The sequence below is a fragment of the Comamonas denitrificans genome (assembly GCF_017368815.1).
Classification (GTDB): domain Bacteria; phylum Pseudomonadota; class Gammaproteobacteria; order Burkholderiales; family Burkholderiaceae_C; genus Comamonas; species Comamonas denitrificans.
The window spans coordinates 126,547-143,638 of record NZ_JAFNME010000005.1 but is presented as its reverse complement, the minus strand read 5'-3'; the positions used below and the strand labels follow the sequence as shown (position 1 = coordinate 143,638).

The window sequence follows — 17,092 nt, the reverse complement described above, 5'->3', positions numbered from 1 at the left end:
GTTTCAAACGGCACAGCGCGGGAGGGGATGGAGGGGCCGTCAGTACTCATGACTGCGATTGTATAAAGCGATGAACATCGTCCAGTGTGGGACGTACCGTGCGCACCTGGCCAAAGCCCAGGGCCTGCGCCTGCTGGGCGATACGGGGGTGGGTGGCCAGGGCGGTGTGCGCCTGCCAAGACAAATGGGGGGCCAGATCGGCCAAATGCCCCAGGCATTCGCTGCTGCTAAACAGCCACCAGGCCGGTTGCTGCTGCCAGCGCTGCAGCTGGGCATATACAGCGGGGGTGGGGCGTGGGGCGTGGCGCTCGTACACCGGGGCAAAAATGGCGTGTGCGCCTTGGTTTTGCAGCTGCTGCGCCAGCCAAGCGCGGCCTGTGCCTTGGGCTGGGGCCGTGGTATCGCCCCCATCGGCCCCGCGCACGATCAGCACGTGGTCGCCCGCTTGCACTTGGGGCGCAACCACAGCCCACAGGGTTTCCGATTCAAACTGGGCCGCTTGTGCGCCAGGGGCATCAATGTGTATGGGCGGCACCCCCGCTTCACGCAAGGCTTGGCTGGTGCCAGGGCCGGGTGACCAGCAACGGGTGGCCATGCTGGGGGCGTGAATGCCGGCAGCCAGCACCAAGGGATGGCTAAAAAAATAGCGCACTGCGTTCACGCTGACAAACATTAAGGCCCGATAACCGCCCGCAACCTCATCCATTCGTGCCAGTGCTGCTTTTAAAGCAGTAGCAGCCTGGGGACTGCGGCTGGGGCCAATGTCCATCAGCGGCAAGCTTTCGGCCCGGTGGCCCAGGTTGCGCAGGGCATGCACCCAGCGCTGGTTATCGGGTGCTGGCCGGGTGACGATCAGTGGCAAAGCGGCCATGGCGATTCAGTGGCGGTGGACTTGGGCACCCGCCGCTTGCAGCGCCTGGGCAATGGCCAGCCCCACAGCATCGGCCTGTGCCAATGTGGTGACAACAGCGCGTTGCTCGGCGCGTACCAGGGGGAGTTGGCCGTCGGGGTCGCCCCAGGCGGCGCGAATAAACAGCGTGTCGCCCTCCAGCGTGGCGTACGCGGCCAGCGGCACCGAGCAACTGCCGCCCATGCCCCGGCTGACGGCGCGCTCGGCCGTGACGCGCAGCCAGGTGGGCATGTCCACCAGCGATTGCAGGGCTAAGCGCAAATCCTCCCGATCACTGCGAATTTCAATGCCCAACGCGCCCTGGCCAGCGGCGGGCAGCATTTCTTCGGGGGCAAAAATACTGCGAATGCGCTCGTCCATTTTCAGGCGCTTCAAGCCGGCTGCCGCCAGCACAATGGCATCGTACTGGCCTTCGTCGAGCTTGCGCAGGCGGGTATCCAGGTTGCCACGCAGCGGGACGATTTTTAAATCCGGGCGCAGTGCGTGCAGCAAAACCTGGCGGCGCAGGCTGGAGGTGCCCACCACCGCGCCCTGCGGCAATTGGGCCAGGCTGGCGTAGTGGGGCGAGACAAAGGCATCGCGCGGGTCTTCGCGCTCCATCACGCAAGCCAGGGCAAAGCCTGCGGGCAGTTCCATCGGCACATCTTTTAAAGAGTGCACAGCGATGTGGGCGCGGCCTTCTTCCAGGGCCACTTCCAACTCTTTGACAAACAGGCCTTTACCCCCGACTTTGGAGAGCGTGCGATCCAGAATTTGATCGCCTTTGGTCGTCATACCCAGCAGCTCAACGGACAGGCCTCGTTGGCGCAGCAAGGCCTGGACATGTTCAGCCTGCCACAGCGCCAAACGGCTTTCACGGGTGGCAATGACAAGCGGGGTATTTTTCAGCGATGGGTGCATTTTGTTCACTAAGAAAGGCCAGAAGACGCAACCGAGGATGCTAGCATGCGCCGCTGCAACATCCGGACTTTGGAGTATTTCTAGCAATGCAAGCCATCCATAGCGCTGCGAGCACGTCAGCATCCCAAGACAAAGACAAGCCTTTGCAGGAAGACATCCGCCTATTGGGCAGGATTTTGGGCGACATCATTCGGGAACAAGAAGGTGCCCCAGTGTTTACCTTGATCGAGCAGGTGCGCCAGCTCTCTGTGGGTTTTCGCCGCGATCACGACCCCGAGGCCGATCGGCAATTAAAAGCCCTGCTCACCAGCCTGAGCACCGGGCAAACGGTCAGCGTGATCCGCGCCTTCACCTATTTCAGTCACTTGGCCAATTTGGCCGAAGACCGCCACCACCTGCGCCGCCGCGCCATTTATGAGCGGGCAGGCAGCGCCCAAGAGGGCAGCATTGACGTGGCTTTTGCACGCCTGCAAAAAGCGGGCATCACCCCCGACACCATTGCCAACACCTTGGCCAAAGCGTATGTGGCCCCGGTGCTCACGGCCCACCCCACTGAGGTGCAGCGCCAAAGCATTTTGCAGGCCGAGCGCGACATTGCCCGCCTGCTGGCCGAGCGCGACGACATTTCTGCCCGTGCCCAGCTGTTCGCTGGGGACAAAGATGCGCTCACCCCGCGCCAGTTGGCCGCCAACGAGGCGCAGCTGCGCGCCCGCGTCGAGCAGCTGTGGCAAACGCGCCTGCTGCGCCACTCCAAGCTGACGGTGGCCGACGAAATTGAAAACGCACTGAGCTACTACGAAACCACCTTTTTGCACGAGCTGCCCAAGCTCTACGCCAGCCTGGAAGAAGCCCTGCCGGGCCAAGCAGTACACAGCTTTATGCGCATGGGGCAGTGGATTGGCGGCGACCGCGATGGCAACCCCAACGTCACCGCCCCCACGCTGGAGCTGGCCCTGCGCCGCCAAAGCGAGGTGGCGCTGCGCCACTACCTGAATGAGGTGCATGCCCTGGGGGCCGAGCTGTCCATGTCCAGCCTGCTGGTCAAGGTCTCCCCCGCCATGCAGGTGCTGGCCTTGTCCTCGCCCGACACCAACTCGCACCGCCAGGACGAGCCCTACCGCCGCGCCTTAACCGCTGTGTACGCCCGATTGGCGGCCACCTTGACGCAATTGACCGGTGGGCGCGAAGCCATGCGCCATGCCGTCGTGGCGCAAAACCCCTACAGCAGCGCGGCCGAGTTTTTGCAGGATTTGCAGACCATCGATGCCTCACTGTCGCGCCACAACGGCGAAGCGCTGGCCGTACACCGCCTGCGCCCCTTGATTCGCGCGGTGCAGGTGTTTGGCTTTCACCTGGCCACGGTGGACTTGCGCCAAAGCTCAGACAAGCACGAAGAAGTGCTGGCCGATCTGCTGCGCACCGCCCGCATTGAAGACAACTACAGCAGCCTGGACGAGGCCCAGCGCTGTGCCCTGCTGCAGCGCCTGCTGTGCGATGCGCGGCCCCTGCGCGTGGTCGGGGCGCAGTACGCGCCGCTGACCGCCAGCGAAATCGCCATTTTTGAAATGGCGCACAAAATGCTGCAAACCTACGGGCGCGAAGCCATCCTGCACTACATCATCAGCCACACCGAAACCGTGAGCGACCTGCTGGAAGTGCTGCTGCTGCAAAAAGAAGTGGGGCTGATGCAGGGCACGCTCGACAGCAGCACCTCGCAGGCGCAGCTCATCGTCGTGCCGCTGTTTGAGACGATTGGTGACCTGCGCGCCGCCGCCAGCATCATGCGCGACTACTACGCCGTGCCTGGCGTGGCCCAGCTCATGCAGCGCAGCGGCGGCGAGCAAGACATCATGCTCGGCTACAGCGACAGCAACAAAGACGGCGGCATCTTCACCAGCAACTGGGAGCTGTACCGCGCCGAGCTGGCCCTGGTCGAAGTGTTCGACCAGCTCGAAGCCGACTACGGCCTGCGCCTGCGCATGTTCCACGGGCGCGGCGGCACCGTCGGCCGGGGCGGCGGCCCCAGCTACCAGGCCATCTTGGCGCAGCCGCCGGGCACCGTGCGCGGCCAGATTCGCCTGACCGAGCAGGGCGAGGTCATCGCCTCCAAATACGCCAACCCCGATATCGGCCGACGCAACCTGGAGACGCTGGCCGTCGCCATGCTCGAAGCCACCTTGCTGCAGCCCACCAAACCGGCCACGCCCGAATTTTTGGCCGCCGCGCAGCAACTGTCGGATGCCAGCATGGCTGCCTACCGCCAGCTGGTTTATGAAACCCCCGGCTTTGCCGAGTACTTTTTTACCGCCACACCGATCCGCGAGATTGCCGAGCTGAACATCGGCTCGCGCCCCGCCTCGCGCAAAGCCACGCAGGCGATTGAAGATTTGCGCGCCATTCCCTGGGGCTTCAGCTGGGGCCAGTGCCGCTTGACGCTGCCGGGCTGGCTGGGCTTTGGCTCGGCCGTGCAGGCCTTTCTAGAGCAGCCCGGCAGCACGCGCGAAGGGCAGCTGCAGCTGCTGCAAACCATGTACCGCCAGTGGCCGTTCTTTAGCACCTTGCTGTCCAACATGGACATGGTGCTGGCCAAGAGCGACCTGGCCCTGGCCTCGTGCTACAGCGAACTGGTGGCCGATACCGCGCTGCGCACGCGCATCTTCGATGCCATCAGCGCCGAATGGCAGCGCACCGTCGATATGCTGGCCCTGGTGACGGGCGAAAGCGACCGCCTGGCCAGCAACCCGGCCCTGGCCCGCTCCATCCGCCACCGTTTCCCCTACATCGACCCGCTGCACCTGCTGCAAGTCGAGCTGGTGCGCCGCTGGCGCGCCGGCCAAAACGATGACCGGCTGAAAAACGGCATCCACATCAGCATCAACGGCATCGCCGCCGGGCTGCGCAATACGGGGTGATGCGACGGTAAAACGCTTAAATCTTTATTAAAGAGAGCTGCTTCCGCTTTTTTATCAACGTTTTTATGGTTGAAGTACCTTAAAAATATTGAAATTAAAGCGCTAACAGCTCTTTTTTTATGAGCGTATTGCATTTTGGGCCGTGAACAGGATCTCAGGCTGGAGCGTGCAGGCTGGTTCCAACACAGTTGCGTCCCCGATGCTTGGCAGCGTAGAGGGCACGGTCAGCGGTGTCGAGCATGGCATCGGCGCTCTCATTCGTAAGACCGTGCATGGTGTGCAGGCCGATGCTGACGGTCACGTGGCACGCGCTGGCCACGTTGGCACGCAGCCGCTCGGCCAGCACCAGGGCTGGAGTGCTGGCCGTGTTGGGCAGCAGCACCAGGAATTCTTCCCCGCCCCAGCGTCCGGCAATGTCCTGGCTGCGCAGGCTGTCCTGCAGTACCCGGGCCACTGCGCACAGCACCTTGTCGCCTTGCAGATGGCCGTGCTGGTCGTTCACCCGCTTGAAATGGTCGATGTCCAGCAGCAAGAGCGAGAACGCCTGACCGGCCCGCCTGGCCTGGGCGATCTGCTGCACCAGGTGCTGCTCCATCGCACGGCGATTGTGCAGGCCGGTGAGTTCGTCGGTATACGCCAGCTGGCGGTTGCGGGTATCGGAGCGCTCCTTGCTCATCAGCACACTGCCCATGCCGTGGATCACCACGGCCATGCAGAACGGGTACAGCGTCAGGGCCTGTATCCCCGGATCCATATGCTCCAGTGCCAGCGGCCCGGCACCCAGCCCGGCCATCAGCAAGGTGGTGCCCGATGCGAACAAATACTTGCTGCGGCCAGGGATGCCTGTCCAGTGCCGGCGCAGCAGCCCGAAGAAATACAGCCATTGCACCAGCACCACTGCCGCCATGCCCCAGCGGCGCAGTTGCGGGGTGTGCAGCAGGGCAGCGTTCAACGCCAGGGCCAGCAGCACCGGCCCCCAGATCTGGATTGGGAGCAGCCGCTCGCCCTGAAAGCGCAACAGCCCTTGCAGGGTGAACGCAAAGGCACTGGCCAGCAGGACGTTGGGCATGGCCACTGTCAGCCAGAGCGGGGTTTGCGAGGGCACGGCCCAAGAGGCCGCCGCCAGCCCCAGCGCTGCCATGGCCCAGGCCCAATCGAACAGGCCATCGGCGCGGTGGCGTTCGGCCACGACGAACATGCACAAAGCCAGCATTGCCGTGACCAACGCGCCCAGGAACAGGAGGGGGAGGGGATGGAGCGTCATGGTGCGGTGCAGCAGCAATGGGGTGTGGTGCAGGCCGAAAACGTCAGAAACGTTGCCAGGCACCGCCCTGGGGTGCTGGCAGTGCAGCAGCAGGCGCTGCCGTGGGTCGGGTGGTGCTGCTTATGGTGGATGTCGCTAACTGGAACACGGCGACGGCGCTGACCAGGTCGTGGGCCTGGCTGTTCAGGCTGGCGGCAGCGGCGGCCATTTCCTCCACCAAGGCGGCGTTTTGCTGGGTGACTTGATCCATGTTGGTCACGGCTTCGCCGATCTGGCTCACGCCCTCGCTTTGCTCCTGGCTGGCGGCGCTGATTTCGCCCATCAGGTCGCGCACACGCTCAATGGATTGCACCACTTCTTGCATGGTTTGGCCTGCCTTGTCGGCCTGCGCCGTACCTGCCTGTACGCGGCCCATGCTGGTGTCGATCAGCGCCTTGATTTCCTTGGCGGCAGCAGCGCTGCGCTGGGCCAGGGCACGCACTTCGCTGGCCACCACGGCAAAGCCCCGGCCCTGTTCGCCGGCGCGGGCGGCCTCCACGGCGGCGTTCAGCGCCAGGATGTTGGTCTGGAAGGCAATGCCGTCGATCACGCCGATGATGTCAGCCATCTTGTTGCTGTCTTCATGAATGCTGCGGATGGTCTTCACCACCTGCTCCACCACCACGCCGCCCTGGGCAGCGATGCTGCTGGCGCCCTGGGCCAACTGGTTGGCCTGGCGGGCGTTGTCGGCGTTGTGGCGGACGGTGCTGCCCAGTTCCTCCATCGAGGCGGCAGTCTCCTCCAGGCTGCTGGCCTGGCTTTCGGTGCGGGCCGACAGATCCTGGTTGCCCTGGGCAATCTGCCCACTGGCGCTGGCCACCGATTCGCTGCCCTGGCGTACCGACAGCACCACGGAGGCCAACTGGGTCTGCATGTGCCCCAGCGTTTTCAGCAGAACGCTGATTTCATCCCGGCCCTTGACGTGGATGGGGCGCGACAAATCGCCGTTTGCCATCACGTCGATCACCTGGACGGCACGCTGCACTCCCCGCACGATCGACGTCGAAATGGAGTAGGCGATCCACCCCATCAGCAGCAGCATCAGGCCCAGTCCCAGGGCCACCTTTGCGACATTGGCCAGGAAATCACTGTGCAAATCATCCACGTACAGCCCGGAGGCAACGACCCAGCCCCAGGGGGCGAACTTTTGCACGTAGGAAATCTTGCCGACCGGCTCGGTCTCGCCGGGCTTGGCCCAGACATAGTTGAAGAACCCCTGGCCGCTGGTGCTGCGCCCGATCCGGGCGGCCTCCATCATGACCAGCACGCCGTTGGCGTCGCGCACGGCATCGCCGCCCTGGCCTTGCAGCTCTGGCCGGATGGGGTGCATGACCGTGGTGCCTTCCAGGTCGTTGATCCAGAAGTATTCGCCATGCCCGTAGCGCATCTTGGCAATGGCTGCTGATCCCATCGCCTGGGCCTCGGCACGCGACCAGGTGCCGTTGGCCTCCTGCTGCTCGGCCCAGGCCAGCACGCCGCTGGCGGTTTCCACCGCATGGCGCACCTGAGCCTGCCGCTGCGCAAAGCTTTGCTCGTATTGTTCGTACACGAAAAACATGGCAATCAGCAACAGGCCGCCAAGACCGACCAGGGTCAGGATGCCGAGCTTGGCCCGGATGGAAATGTGATTCAGCCAGCGTTTCATCTTTCAGCTCCAGAGAAAAGTAAATGCCAGTGCAAAGGCCAAAGGCGGGCGCGGCCAGTCCTGGCGTACAGACGGCCAGGGGGCGGCAAGGCTGGCGCAAAGCCAGTTGTTTTCTGAAAAGTGTGTTGATTTCCCGCTACAGCCGCGCTCATCTCGGCCACAACGGCTTTCCCCCTTCCTGGTCACACCTGCGCAGGCGGGTGTCCAGTGACTGCGGCGGTCATGGGCACGGTAGTGATGGCGGTGAGGCTGCTGCTGGATTCCCGCCTGCGCGGGAATGACGGGAAGAGGCGTCGGAATGACGGGAGGGGAAAGCCACGCGCGGCCTGAATCCGGATGCTGGGTTGGCCTAGAAAGAGAAGCCTGGGAGGTGAGACGCGGAGAACAACCCTTTAGCGCTGTGGGCTGTCTCATTGCAGGGTAGTATTTATATTTTTATCAATTATATCAAATAAATTGACTAAACCTGAGAAAATTAGTGTTATTTATAAATTATTTTTTTATGAATAATTCAGGTATTTCCCGAAGTCTGCAGCGCTTCCAGATGCCCACGCAAGCCCTGCCAGATATGCAGGGTTGTCTCCGGTGAACCGGCACCGGCCTGCTCCTCCAGAGTGCGGGCCAATTGTGCGGGCAGGGGATGGCCCAGCATGGACAGCACCGATTTCAGGCTGTGCCCCAGATGGCGCAGTGCGGTGCAATCACCTTGGTGGGCCGCTTGGTCGCCAGCCATCAGGTCGCGTGGGAATTGTTGCAGGCATGTCGCACGGTAGGCGGCAAACAGTGCCTGGTTGCCGTTGAAAAAAGCGTGAACCGGGTCGGTGGCTGCCGCCGTGTGGCTGTCCGGTGGGCTGCTGGACAGCGGCCCGGCCAGGGCCTGCTCCACGCACTGCACCAATTGCCCCAGGGGCACCGGTTTGTGCAGTACCTGCCAGACACCGCTGCGCCGCAATTGCTGCTCCAGCAAGGTATCGATACCGCCGCTGAACACCACGATCAGCGGCGCAGGACGGCTGGCGGTGGCCTGTAATTCCTGGCACAGGGCCAGCCCCGATCCGTCGGGCAGGTGCAGGTCGGACAGCAGCAGTTGCACCGGCAGTGTGCGCAAGAGGTCGCGGGCCTGGGCCACGCTGGCGCAGCAATGCAGTTGCAGGGGCAGTTCCTCCAGGGCCAGTTGCACGAAGCGCTGGATGGAGGGGTCGTCCTCCAGCAGCAGTACGCACGGTGGTGAAGACCGGCGGGTGGTCATGCCAGAGTCAGGGCTTGTTTCAGCCGCAGGGGCAGCTCTTGCACCAAGCGGGGTTTGTGCACCACGGGTAGATCGGCCAAGGCAAAGGCGTAGGGCGCACGTTGCACCTCGTCCAGCGAGGTGACGACAATGAGGCGGCTGTGCTGGAACTGCGGGTGGCTGCGCAGGCGGGCGATCAGGGTGGCACCGTCAATGCCCGGCAGCAGGATGTCCACCAGCAACAGGTCGGGCTGCAGTTGCCCGGCCATGGCCAGGCCGATGATGCCGTCGTCAGCTACATGCAAATCAACCTGGGGGAAATCGTGTTCCAGCACCAGCCGCACAAGGTTCTGGAAGTGGGCCGAGTCTTCAATCAGCAGCACCTGGGGTCGCTGGGGCAGCGATGGGGCTGGCGCAACTTCTGCCGACAGCTCTGCCTTGCTGCCTAGTGTGGTTAGCCATTGCTGTACCGAAGTTCGGGCTATCCGGCGGTGGCCCCCCGGGGTTTTCCATGCTTGCAGTTCTCCACGATCCACCATGAGTTGCACCGAACGCACTGCCAGCCCCAGCGCTTGCGCCACTTCGCGCGTGCTGCAGTGTTCAGGAAGAGGGGGCACAGTGAGATGCTTCATAGTGGAAAATTTTAGCATTTGTACTTCGATTATTTGATAGAAGTAATAAATTTGGTAGAATGTTACGAGTGTTTACTGATTGTGTATGGTTGCTCGTGCGATTGCATGGGTTGTAAATAAGTAATTTGACTTTGGTCGAGTGCAGCAAAAGGATTGCTATGTCCTCTTCACCTCTTTCGACGGCGCAGCCTACGGAAGATACATTTGAGCGTCTGGGTCGTATCACACGCCATTTGCACGAGGCCATGACCCAGCTTGGCCTGGATAAAAGCCTACATGCCATCACCCAGGAATTTCCGGATGCCCGCGATCGCCTCAGCCACGTCGGGCATATGACGGAAGCGGCGGCGACCAAGGTGCTCAACCTGATCGATGGGGGCCAGCCAGATTGCCACGCATTCAAGGCGCGTAGCCAGGATTTTGCCGCGCAGGCACAGGCGTTGGTGCAGTCCCTGAATGCGGGCGGCAATGCTGCCGCCTTGCTGGCCCAGGGCAGCGCCTTTGGCCATGCAGCAACCCAGTTTGCCGAGAACCAAAGCCTGCTGCTGACCGAGATCATGATGACGCAGGACTTCCAGGACCTGTCCGGCCAGGTCATCAAGAAGGTGATCGACATCATCAGCGAAACGGAAAAGCAGTTGCTAGAGTTGCTCATGCACAGCGCTCCCGAACGCCTGGCTGCCATTGCGCACCCCAAGACCGAACTGGCGGGTCCGCAGGTGCCGGAGAAGGCGCTCAAGCAGAACGATGTGGATGATTTGCTCGCCTCTCTGGGGTTTTGAGCATGGCTTTCAACACAACCAACACCGCCAAACGGATTCTGGTCGTGGAAGACCACGCAGATATTGGCAAGCTAATCCGTATGACGCTTCAAGGTCACTGTCATCGGCCTTGCCGAAACGGATGCACCATGAAATCCGGTTCCAGCCTGCCCCTGCTACAAAAGAGCACTGCGCCATGAACCGACGTTTACCGTGGCGCTGGTGGCGTCTGAGTCCGGTCCAGGCGTATGCCGGTGCCGCCAGCTCGTTCAGCGCCGTGGTGCTGCTGGGGGCGTGGATCACTATCGGCGGGCTGCTGCACTGGCAGTGGAGGGAGACTATTGCCGCCGAGCTGCGCCAGAACCGCAACACGGCGCAGGCGTTCAAGGAACACACGCTGCGCATCATCGCTACCGCCGATCAGTCCATGCTGCGAATGCAGGAGGGCGTGCGCGACGGCTGGCTGGACGGCTCAGCGATCGAGCGCATCACCAGGGAAACCGGCATGGAGCACAACATCCTCACTCAGCTCTCCTGGGTCGGGCCGGACGGTCGCTTGGTTAGCAGCAATCTCGACCCGGATGGCAGCCGCAGCGAGCATATCGACCTGAGCGAGCGCGATCACGTACGCGTCCACCTGCTACCGGCAGCGCAGGTGCCACACTTGCAGCACATGCTCACCCAGGGGCTGTTCGTTAGCCAGCCGCTGGAGGGTAAAGTCTCTGGAATCTGGACGATTCAGCTCTCCCGCAAGATCACCGCACCCGATGGCCGTCCTCTAGGGGTGGTGGTCGCCTCGCTCAACCAGAACTATTTCATGGAGGTGTACCGGGGTGTACAACTGGGCCATGCCGGTGGGGTGGTGCTGGCCGGGCTGGATGGCGTGATCCGGGCACGGGTCATCAACCAGCAGCGTAAGGACACGGACAAGCTGCTGCCCGACCCGTTGGTGCAGCAGTTGCGCACGCAGCCTGAAGGGGGGCTTGTGGCCCGCTCCTCTGATGGGCTGGAGCGCATCATGGGCTTCAGCCGCGTGGGCGACTATCCGCTGGTCGTCCTCACTGGAACAGCCCAGTACGAGGCGCTGGCTGCGTGGCGTGCCACGCGCAACATCGTGTTGGGGCTGACGCTGGCGCTCTCGATTGCGGTGGTGGCTTTCGTGATCGTATTTCTGGGTAGCGTGCGGCGGTTGGCGCACAGCGAAGCTCTGGCGCAGCAGGCCAGCCAGGCGAAAACCGAATTCCTGACCGCCATGTCGCACGAGCTGCGTACGCCGCTGACCAGCATCCGCGGGTTTGCCGAGCTGCTGGAGCTGCGCAGCAAGGAGGAGCGCACCCGCGAACAGGCCGCCCTGATCCGCCAGGGGGCCGAGCACCTGAATACACTGCTGACCGAAATTCTCGATCTGGCCAAGATCGAGGCCGGAGCCATGACTGCCTACCTGGAGCCGGTGGAATTGCGCCCGCTCCTGGTCGAAGCCACGCACTTGTTCTACGCCAGCGCAGCGGCCAAGGGGCTGGCACTGGTGTTCGACAGCGGTGCGGTTTTCCCGGGCACCGTGCTGACCGATCGGGTCAAGCTCAAGCAGATCGTGCACAACCTGCTCTCCAACGCCATCAAGTTCACCCGAGAAGGCAGTGTGACGCTACAGGTCGGCTGCAGCTGCGGCGGCCAGACTTGGTATTTGCAGGTGCGCGATACCGGCTGCGGAATTGCTCCCGAGTTGCATGAAAAGGTGTTTGAAAAATTCAGCCAGGGCAGCGCCCGAGTGAGCTATGAACACGGTGGCACTGGATTAGGGTTGGCTCTGTCGCGAACCCTGGCGCAATTGTTGGGCGGTAGCCTGACGCTGCAATCGGCCCCCGGCGTAGGCACGGTGGTGACGCTGGAGCTACCGCTGAGACAGGGCTGACTTTGGAACGAACCTGTTCACGATCCTTTAAAAGATCGTGAACAGGCGCTTACACAGCCAGGGCGGAGGTAGGAATACAAGTGGGCGTGGTGGCAGTGATGGCATCCTGCCACAGGTCGTCGAGATCGCTGAAGTTCCAGTTCTCCGGATCTTCGCGCAGCAGGATGTGCTCGTTTGGGGTGGCACTCAAATCCAGCAGTACGGGTGGGTCGATGCGCCGCGCCTCGTAGGTGTCGTAAAAGCAGACCACCTGGGGCGTGAGCAGCTTGTTCTCTGACAGGGCAAAAACCAGGGCCAGGCGGCCGGACTGCAGGCGCAGCAGGCTGCCGACCGGGTACACGCCCAGCGTCTTGACGAACGCAGAAAAAATATGCGTGTCCAGGTGCGTGCCGCACCATTGCGCCATGCGCTGCAGCGCAATGGCGGGCGACCAGCCGCTCTTGTAGGGGCGGTTGGACGTGATGGCGTCGTACACATCGCAGATGGCCGTCATGCGGGCCATCAGGTGGATTTCGGCGCCGCGCAGACCATGCGGGTAGCCCTTGCCGTCCAGGTGTTCGTGGTGGTGCAGGCAGGCATCGAGTACCTCGGCATCGGTAATGCTTTGTTGCAGCAGGGCGTGGCCTTGCCCCGGGTGCAGTTTCATGTGAGCGAATTCCTCGTCCGTCAAGGCGCCGGGCTTGTTCAGAATGTCCGGGTTGGTGTAGACCTTGCCCATGTCGTGCAGCAGCCCGGCCAGCGCCGCCCGCTTGACCTGATGGGTCGAGAGGCCGAGCTGGCGTGCCAGCGCCACCATCAAGGCGCTGACCGCGACCGAATGCATATAGGTATAGGTGTCGGCGTTTTTCAGGCGCACGACGCTGAGCAGCGCAGCGGGATGGCGCTCGACCGATTGCTGGATCTGCTCGGCCAGTGCCTCGGCCTGCTCCGGCTCGATGGCGTGGCCCATGCGTGCCTCGTGGAACATTTGCGTCACCGCCGATTGCGCCTGCTTGCACTGCTGGCGGGCCTGTTCGATTTGTTCCTGCCACAGGCTCGGCGCGTCCACCGGGGCGGGCGGCGCGGCAGGTGTGGCGATGGGCTGGGCAGGGGCGGCGGCGGGCTGCACGTCCAGGCCCCGTGCCAGGTCGATCCACAGGCCCGCAATGCCGCTGGCCTGCAGGCGCTGCAGATCGGCGGTTGTTTTCAGCTTGAAGCTACTTTTCCAAAAACCGTGGCTCAGCCACGAACCATCCAGCGCGTGGATATACATGCCCAGGCGCAGTTGAGAGGGAACGATATGTTTCAGCATCAAAAAACGATCTAAGTAATGGACTGCACTAGCCGAAAACGGGCTCAAAATCAGTCTTTGTATTTTATCAAAAATATCATTTTTAGTTTTTTAAGAAATGGCTTCCACACCAGCATCAGCAGCATTAACGCCATTTGCCGCAGTGCTGCGCACTACGGGGAGGATGGCAGGGCATCGTCGGTGCCTGGCCAGTTAGTATAAAAAAAGGAGCTGTTTTCACAATGAAAGTAAGGAATTTTGGCTTATTTAACCTTTATTCCTTTTATTTATCAGTGAAAAGAGCTCATAAAAAAAGCACCGCAGTGGTCTGCGGTGCCCAGTTTCTTACATACTAGGAGGTTATTTCTTGGCGAAAGGCTCAGGACGGGGAGTCTTGTCGCTCGAAGGCGGCAGGATGGGCATGGTCAGCTGGGGCTGCTCTCCGGTCAGGGTTTTCAGGAAGGCGACGATCTTGGCGTTTTCTTCAGGCGTGAATTTTTTGCCCAGCTGGATGCGGCCCATGGTGTCCACGGCCTCAGCCAGGGTGTCGGCTGCGCCGTCGTGGAAGTAGGGGTAGGTCAGCTCCACGTTGCGCAGGGTGGGCACTTTGAAGTTGAAGCGGTCGGCATCGGCACCCGTCACGGCCACGCGGCCTTCGGCGGGGTTGTCGGTTTTGTAGGGTTCGACCAAGCCCATGCGCTGGAAGGAGTTACCGCCCACTGCCACACCGTTGTGGCAGGCCACGCAGCCGTTGTCACGGAACAGTTTGTAGCCATCCAGCTCATTTTTGGTCAGGGCTTTTTGGTCGCCCTTGAGCCATTTATCAAAGCGCGAGTTGGGGGTGACCAGGGTTTCTTCAAAGGCGGCCAGGGCATCGGTCACCTGGTCGATGTTGATGGTGTCTTTCTTGAACACCTGTTTGAACTCGGCCTGGTAGCCGGGGATGGAGTTGAGCATGTCCACAGCCAGCTCGTGGGTGAAGGCCATTTCCATCGGGTTGGCGATGGGGCCGCCGGCCTGTTCTTTGAGGTTGGCAGCGCGGCCATCCCAGAACTGGGCCACGTTCATGCTGGAGTTGAGCACGGTGGGCGAGTTGATCGGGCCTTCCGCCCAGTTGTGGCCGATGGAGGTTTTCAGGTTGTCGCTGCCACCCATGGACAGGTTGTGGCAGGAGTTGCACGAGATAAAGCCCGACTTGGACAGGCGCGGATCAAACCACAGTTTTTTGCCCAGTTCGACCATCGCCGGGTTGGTGACTTTGGCAGCAGGAATGGGCGAGATGGGTTCGTTATTGGGCTGCAAGGCCCAAGTGGGGGTGCTGATGACAGCGGTCAGAGCTGCGGCCAGAACAAGCGGGCGGAAAGTGGTTTTCATGGTCAAGCTCACCTTATTAATGCAAATGCATGCAAATGAATGGGGAAAAACAGCGGTTGGGTGCCGCAGTGCAAGGGCAAATGCAGATCTGGCGGTTTTATGTCGCACAGCCCTATCGTTTACCCTAGAATTAAGTTTAGTAGAAACCATTTCATTTATATGGTCATTTCTGACCGAATTACTCCAGCATTGTTTTGCTAAAACTTTTTAGCCACAGTGTTTTTGAAATTTTTTCAGTAAATCAATTATTTAACCCACCATTTGAAGGAATAGAGGATGACAAGCCACTTCGACCAAAACCTGCAGCGCAATGCCGCCAACTTCGCCGCGTTGAGTCCTTTGGGGTTTTTAGAGCGCTCGGCCAGCATTTACCCCGAGCGTCTGGCCATCGTGCACGGTGCTTTGCGCCAGACCTGGGCGCAGACTTATGCCCGCTGCCGCCAGTTGGCCCATGCCTTGCAGCAGGCCGGCATTGGCAAAAATGACACGGTCGCCGTTATCTTGCCCAACACACCACCAATGATTGAGGCGCACTTTGGCGTGCCCATGGCCGGGGCCGTGCTCAATGCCCTGAACACCCGCCTGGACCCCGAGGTCGTCGCCTTCATGCTGGACCATGGCGAAGCCAAGGCGCTGATTGTTGATCCCGAATTTGCCCCGCTGATTGCCAAGGCGCTCCAGCTGCGCCAGCGCACCGAGCCCTTGCTGGTGATTCAGGTTGAAGATGCCTTGTATGGCGAAGCTGCCACGCAGGTGGGCAGTGTCAGCTACGAGCAATTTGTGGCCCAGGGCGATCCGGCATTTGCCTGGGAAGAGCCGGCAGATGAGTGGGATGCCATTGCCCTGAACTACACCAGCGGCACCACCGGCAACCCCAAGGGGGTGGTGTACCACCACCGGGGCGCGGCCATTAACGCCATCAGCAACGTGCTGGAGTGGGACATGCCCAAGCACAGCGTGTATTTGTGGACACTGCCCATGTTCCACTGCAACGGCTGGTGCTTCCCCTGGACGGTGGCAGCCCGTGCAGGCGTGAACGTGTGCCTGCGCCGGGTGGAGGCCAAGGCCATTTTCGATGCCATGCGCGAGCATGGGGTTACCCACTACTGCGCAGCGCCCATCGTGCAATCGCTGCTCATCAATGCCCCGGCCGAACTCAAAGCGGGTATCCCCGCCGGGGTCAAGGCCATGGTCGCTGGTGCGGCGCCACCGGCCTCGATGATCGAAGGCATGGAGGAAATGGGCTTTGACCTGACCCACGTGTATGGCCTGACCGAGGTGTATGGCCCCGCCTCGGTGTGCGCCAAACACGATGACTGGAACGCGCTGGACATCGGCGAGCGTGCCCGCCTGAATGCCCGCCAGGGCGTGCGCTACCACTTGCAGCGTGACGTGCGGGTGCTCGATCCCCAAACCATGCAGCCCGTGCCCCAGGATGGCGAGACCATGGGCGAGATCATGTTCCGCGGCAACATCACCATGAAGGGCTATCTGAAGAACCCGGCGGCCACCGAGGAAGCCTTCCGGGGCGGCTGGTTCCACAGCGGCGACCTGGCCGTGCAGTACCCGGATGGCTACATCAAGATCAAAGACCGCAGCAAGGACATCATCATCTCCGGTGGCGAGAACATCTCCTCCATCGAGGTGGAAGATGTGCTCTACCGCCACCCTGCCGTGATCGCCGCCGCCGTGGTGGCCATGCCCGACGAGAAGTGGGGCGAAACGCCGTGCGCCTTCCTGGAAGTCAAAGCCGGGGTGCATGTGACGCAAGAGGACATCATCGCCCACTGCAAACAGCACCTGGCCGGCTTTAAAGTGCCGCGCCACATTGTGTTTGGCGAACTGCCCAAGACCAGCACCGGCAAAATTCAGAAGTTCGAGCTGCGCAAGCAGGTCGGAGCGGCTGCGGCCATTGCGGTTTAAGCGCTGAGTTACTAAAAAACAATAGCTGCTAACGATTGCCAGATGGTCGTTAGCAGCTATTTTTATTAAAAATTACCTTTTGCTGCGGTAAATGCAATGGGCAGGCGGGGCCGCTATACTGCCCGCTTGCTCCGGGGTGCACGAGGGAAGAAGGGCGTTGCAGCTGAACTTCCCAGGCGTGCTGAGATGGTGGCCCCAGCCACCGAAACCGCGAACTTGATCTGGTTAATACCAGCGTAAGAAGAGCTGCCATTGGGAAATGGATGGAAACCTGCGCCTTGCCGCCCATGCGGCGGGTGCGTGCTGCCAGCCCCAATCGATT

13 protein-coding genes and 1 riboswitch are annotated in these 17,092 nt (G+C 61.7%); of the genes, 5 read left to right on the top strand and 8 right to left on the bottom strand.

From position 1 onward, the window contains the following. Window positions 1-46: 46 nt before the first annotated feature. Window positions 47-871 (bottom strand): uroporphyrinogen-III synthase, encoded by an 825-nt coding sequence (locus tag J1777_RS03885; protein ID WP_207574522.1) that lies wholly within the window; start codon window positions 869-871, stop codon window positions 47-49. Between the two features lie 6 nt (window positions 872-877). Then, on the bottom strand, window positions 878-1,810 hold the full coding sequence (gene hemC, locus J1777_RS03880) for a hydroxymethylbilane synthase (protein WP_207574531.1): 933 nt from the start codon (window positions 1,808-1,810) through the stop codon (window positions 878-880). A gap of 86 nt (window positions 1,811-1,896) precedes the next feature. Here hemC and ppc point away from each other — a divergent pair, with 86 nt between their 5' ends. After that, window positions 1,897-4,722, top strand: a complete 2,826-nt coding sequence (gene ppc / locus J1777_RS03875; RefSeq protein ID WP_207574521.1) for a phosphoenolpyruvate carboxylase — start codon at window positions 1,897-1,899, stop codon at window positions 4,720-4,722. Between the two features lie 154 nt (window positions 4,723-4,876). Here the strand turns inward: ppc and J1777_RS03870 are convergent, their stop codons facing one another. The 4 genes from J1777_RS03870 to J1777_RS03855 all read right to left on the bottom strand — a co-directional run bounded on the left by J1777_RS03870 (window position 4,877) and on the right by J1777_RS03855 (window position 9,530). Further along, the gene (locus tag J1777_RS03870; protein ID WP_207574520.1) at window positions 4,877-5,986 is read right to left on the bottom strand and encodes a GGDEF domain-containing protein; all 1,110 of its coding nucleotides are present in this window, start codon (window positions 5,984-5,986) and stop codon (window positions 4,877-4,879) included. A gap of 43 nt (window positions 5,987-6,029) precedes the next feature. After that, on the bottom strand, window positions 6,030-7,670 hold the full coding sequence (locus J1777_RS14445; protein ID WP_278253460.1) for a methyl-accepting chemotaxis protein: 1,641 nt from the start codon (window positions 7,668-7,670) through the stop codon (window positions 6,030-6,032). A 511-nt stretch (window positions 7,671-8,181) separates the two neighbouring features. After that, on the bottom strand, window positions 8,182-8,919 hold the full coding sequence (locus J1777_RS03860) for an Hpt domain-containing response regulator (RefSeq protein WP_207574519.1): 738 nt from the start codon (window positions 8,917-8,919) through the stop codon (window positions 8,182-8,184). Continuing rightward, window positions 8,916-9,530, bottom strand: coding sequence for a response regulator (locus tag J1777_RS03855; RefSeq protein ID WP_207574518.1), 615 nt, complete (start codon window positions 9,528-9,530; stop codon window positions 8,916-8,918). The genes J1777_RS03860 and J1777_RS03855 overlap by 4 nt, the downstream gene beginning before the upstream one ends. Window positions 9,531-9,688: 158 nt before the next feature. On the opposite strand from J1777_RS03855, the gene J1777_RS03850 reads away from it, so the two are divergent. After that, entirely contained in the window at window positions 9,689-10,312 is a 624-nt protein-coding gene (locus J1777_RS03850; RefSeq protein WP_207574517.1) for a protein phosphatase CheZ, read from the top strand. Window positions 10,313-10,487: 175 nt separating this feature from the next. Next, window positions 10,488-12,203, top strand: coding sequence for a sensor histidine kinase (locus tag J1777_RS03845; protein WP_207574516.1), 1,716 nt, complete (start codon window positions 10,488-10,490; stop codon window positions 12,201-12,203). Window positions 12,204-12,252: 49 nt separating this feature from the next. On the opposite strand, the gene J1777_RS03840 is transcribed toward J1777_RS03845, so the two are convergent. Next, window positions 12,253-13,494 (bottom strand): cyclic di-GMP phosphodiesterase, encoded by a 1,242-nt coding sequence (locus J1777_RS03840; protein ID WP_207574515.1) that lies wholly within the window; start codon window positions 13,492-13,494, stop codon window positions 12,253-12,255. A 339-nt stretch (window positions 13,495-13,833) separates the two neighbouring features. Beyond that, entirely contained in the window at window positions 13,834-14,847 is a 1,014-nt protein-coding gene (locus J1777_RS03835) for a cytochrome-c peroxidase (RefSeq protein WP_207574514.1), read from the bottom strand. Between J1777_RS03835 and J1777_RS03830 the strand changes: the two genes are divergently transcribed. Together J1777_RS03830 and J1777_RS03825 are read left to right on the top strand one after the other, a co-directional pair. Next, window positions 14,846-15,058 carry a hypothetical protein gene (locus J1777_RS03830; RefSeq protein ID WP_207574513.1) on the top strand — a complete coding sequence of 71 codons (213 nt, stop codon included), beginning with the start codon at window positions 14,846-14,848 and terminating at the stop codon, window positions 15,056-15,058. The two genes, J1777_RS03835 and J1777_RS03830, sit on opposite strands and share 2 nt — an antisense overlap. A 65-nt stretch (window positions 15,059-15,123) precedes the next feature. Next, window positions 15,124-16,770, top strand: a complete 1,647-nt coding sequence (locus J1777_RS03825) for an acyl-CoA synthetase (RefSeq protein WP_207574512.1) — start codon at window positions 15,124-15,126, stop codon at window positions 16,768-16,770. A gap of 122 nt (window positions 16,771-16,892) precedes the next feature. Next, window positions 16,893-17,030: riboswitch (TPP riboswitch) on the top strand. Window positions 17,031-17,092: the final 62 nt, after the last annotated feature.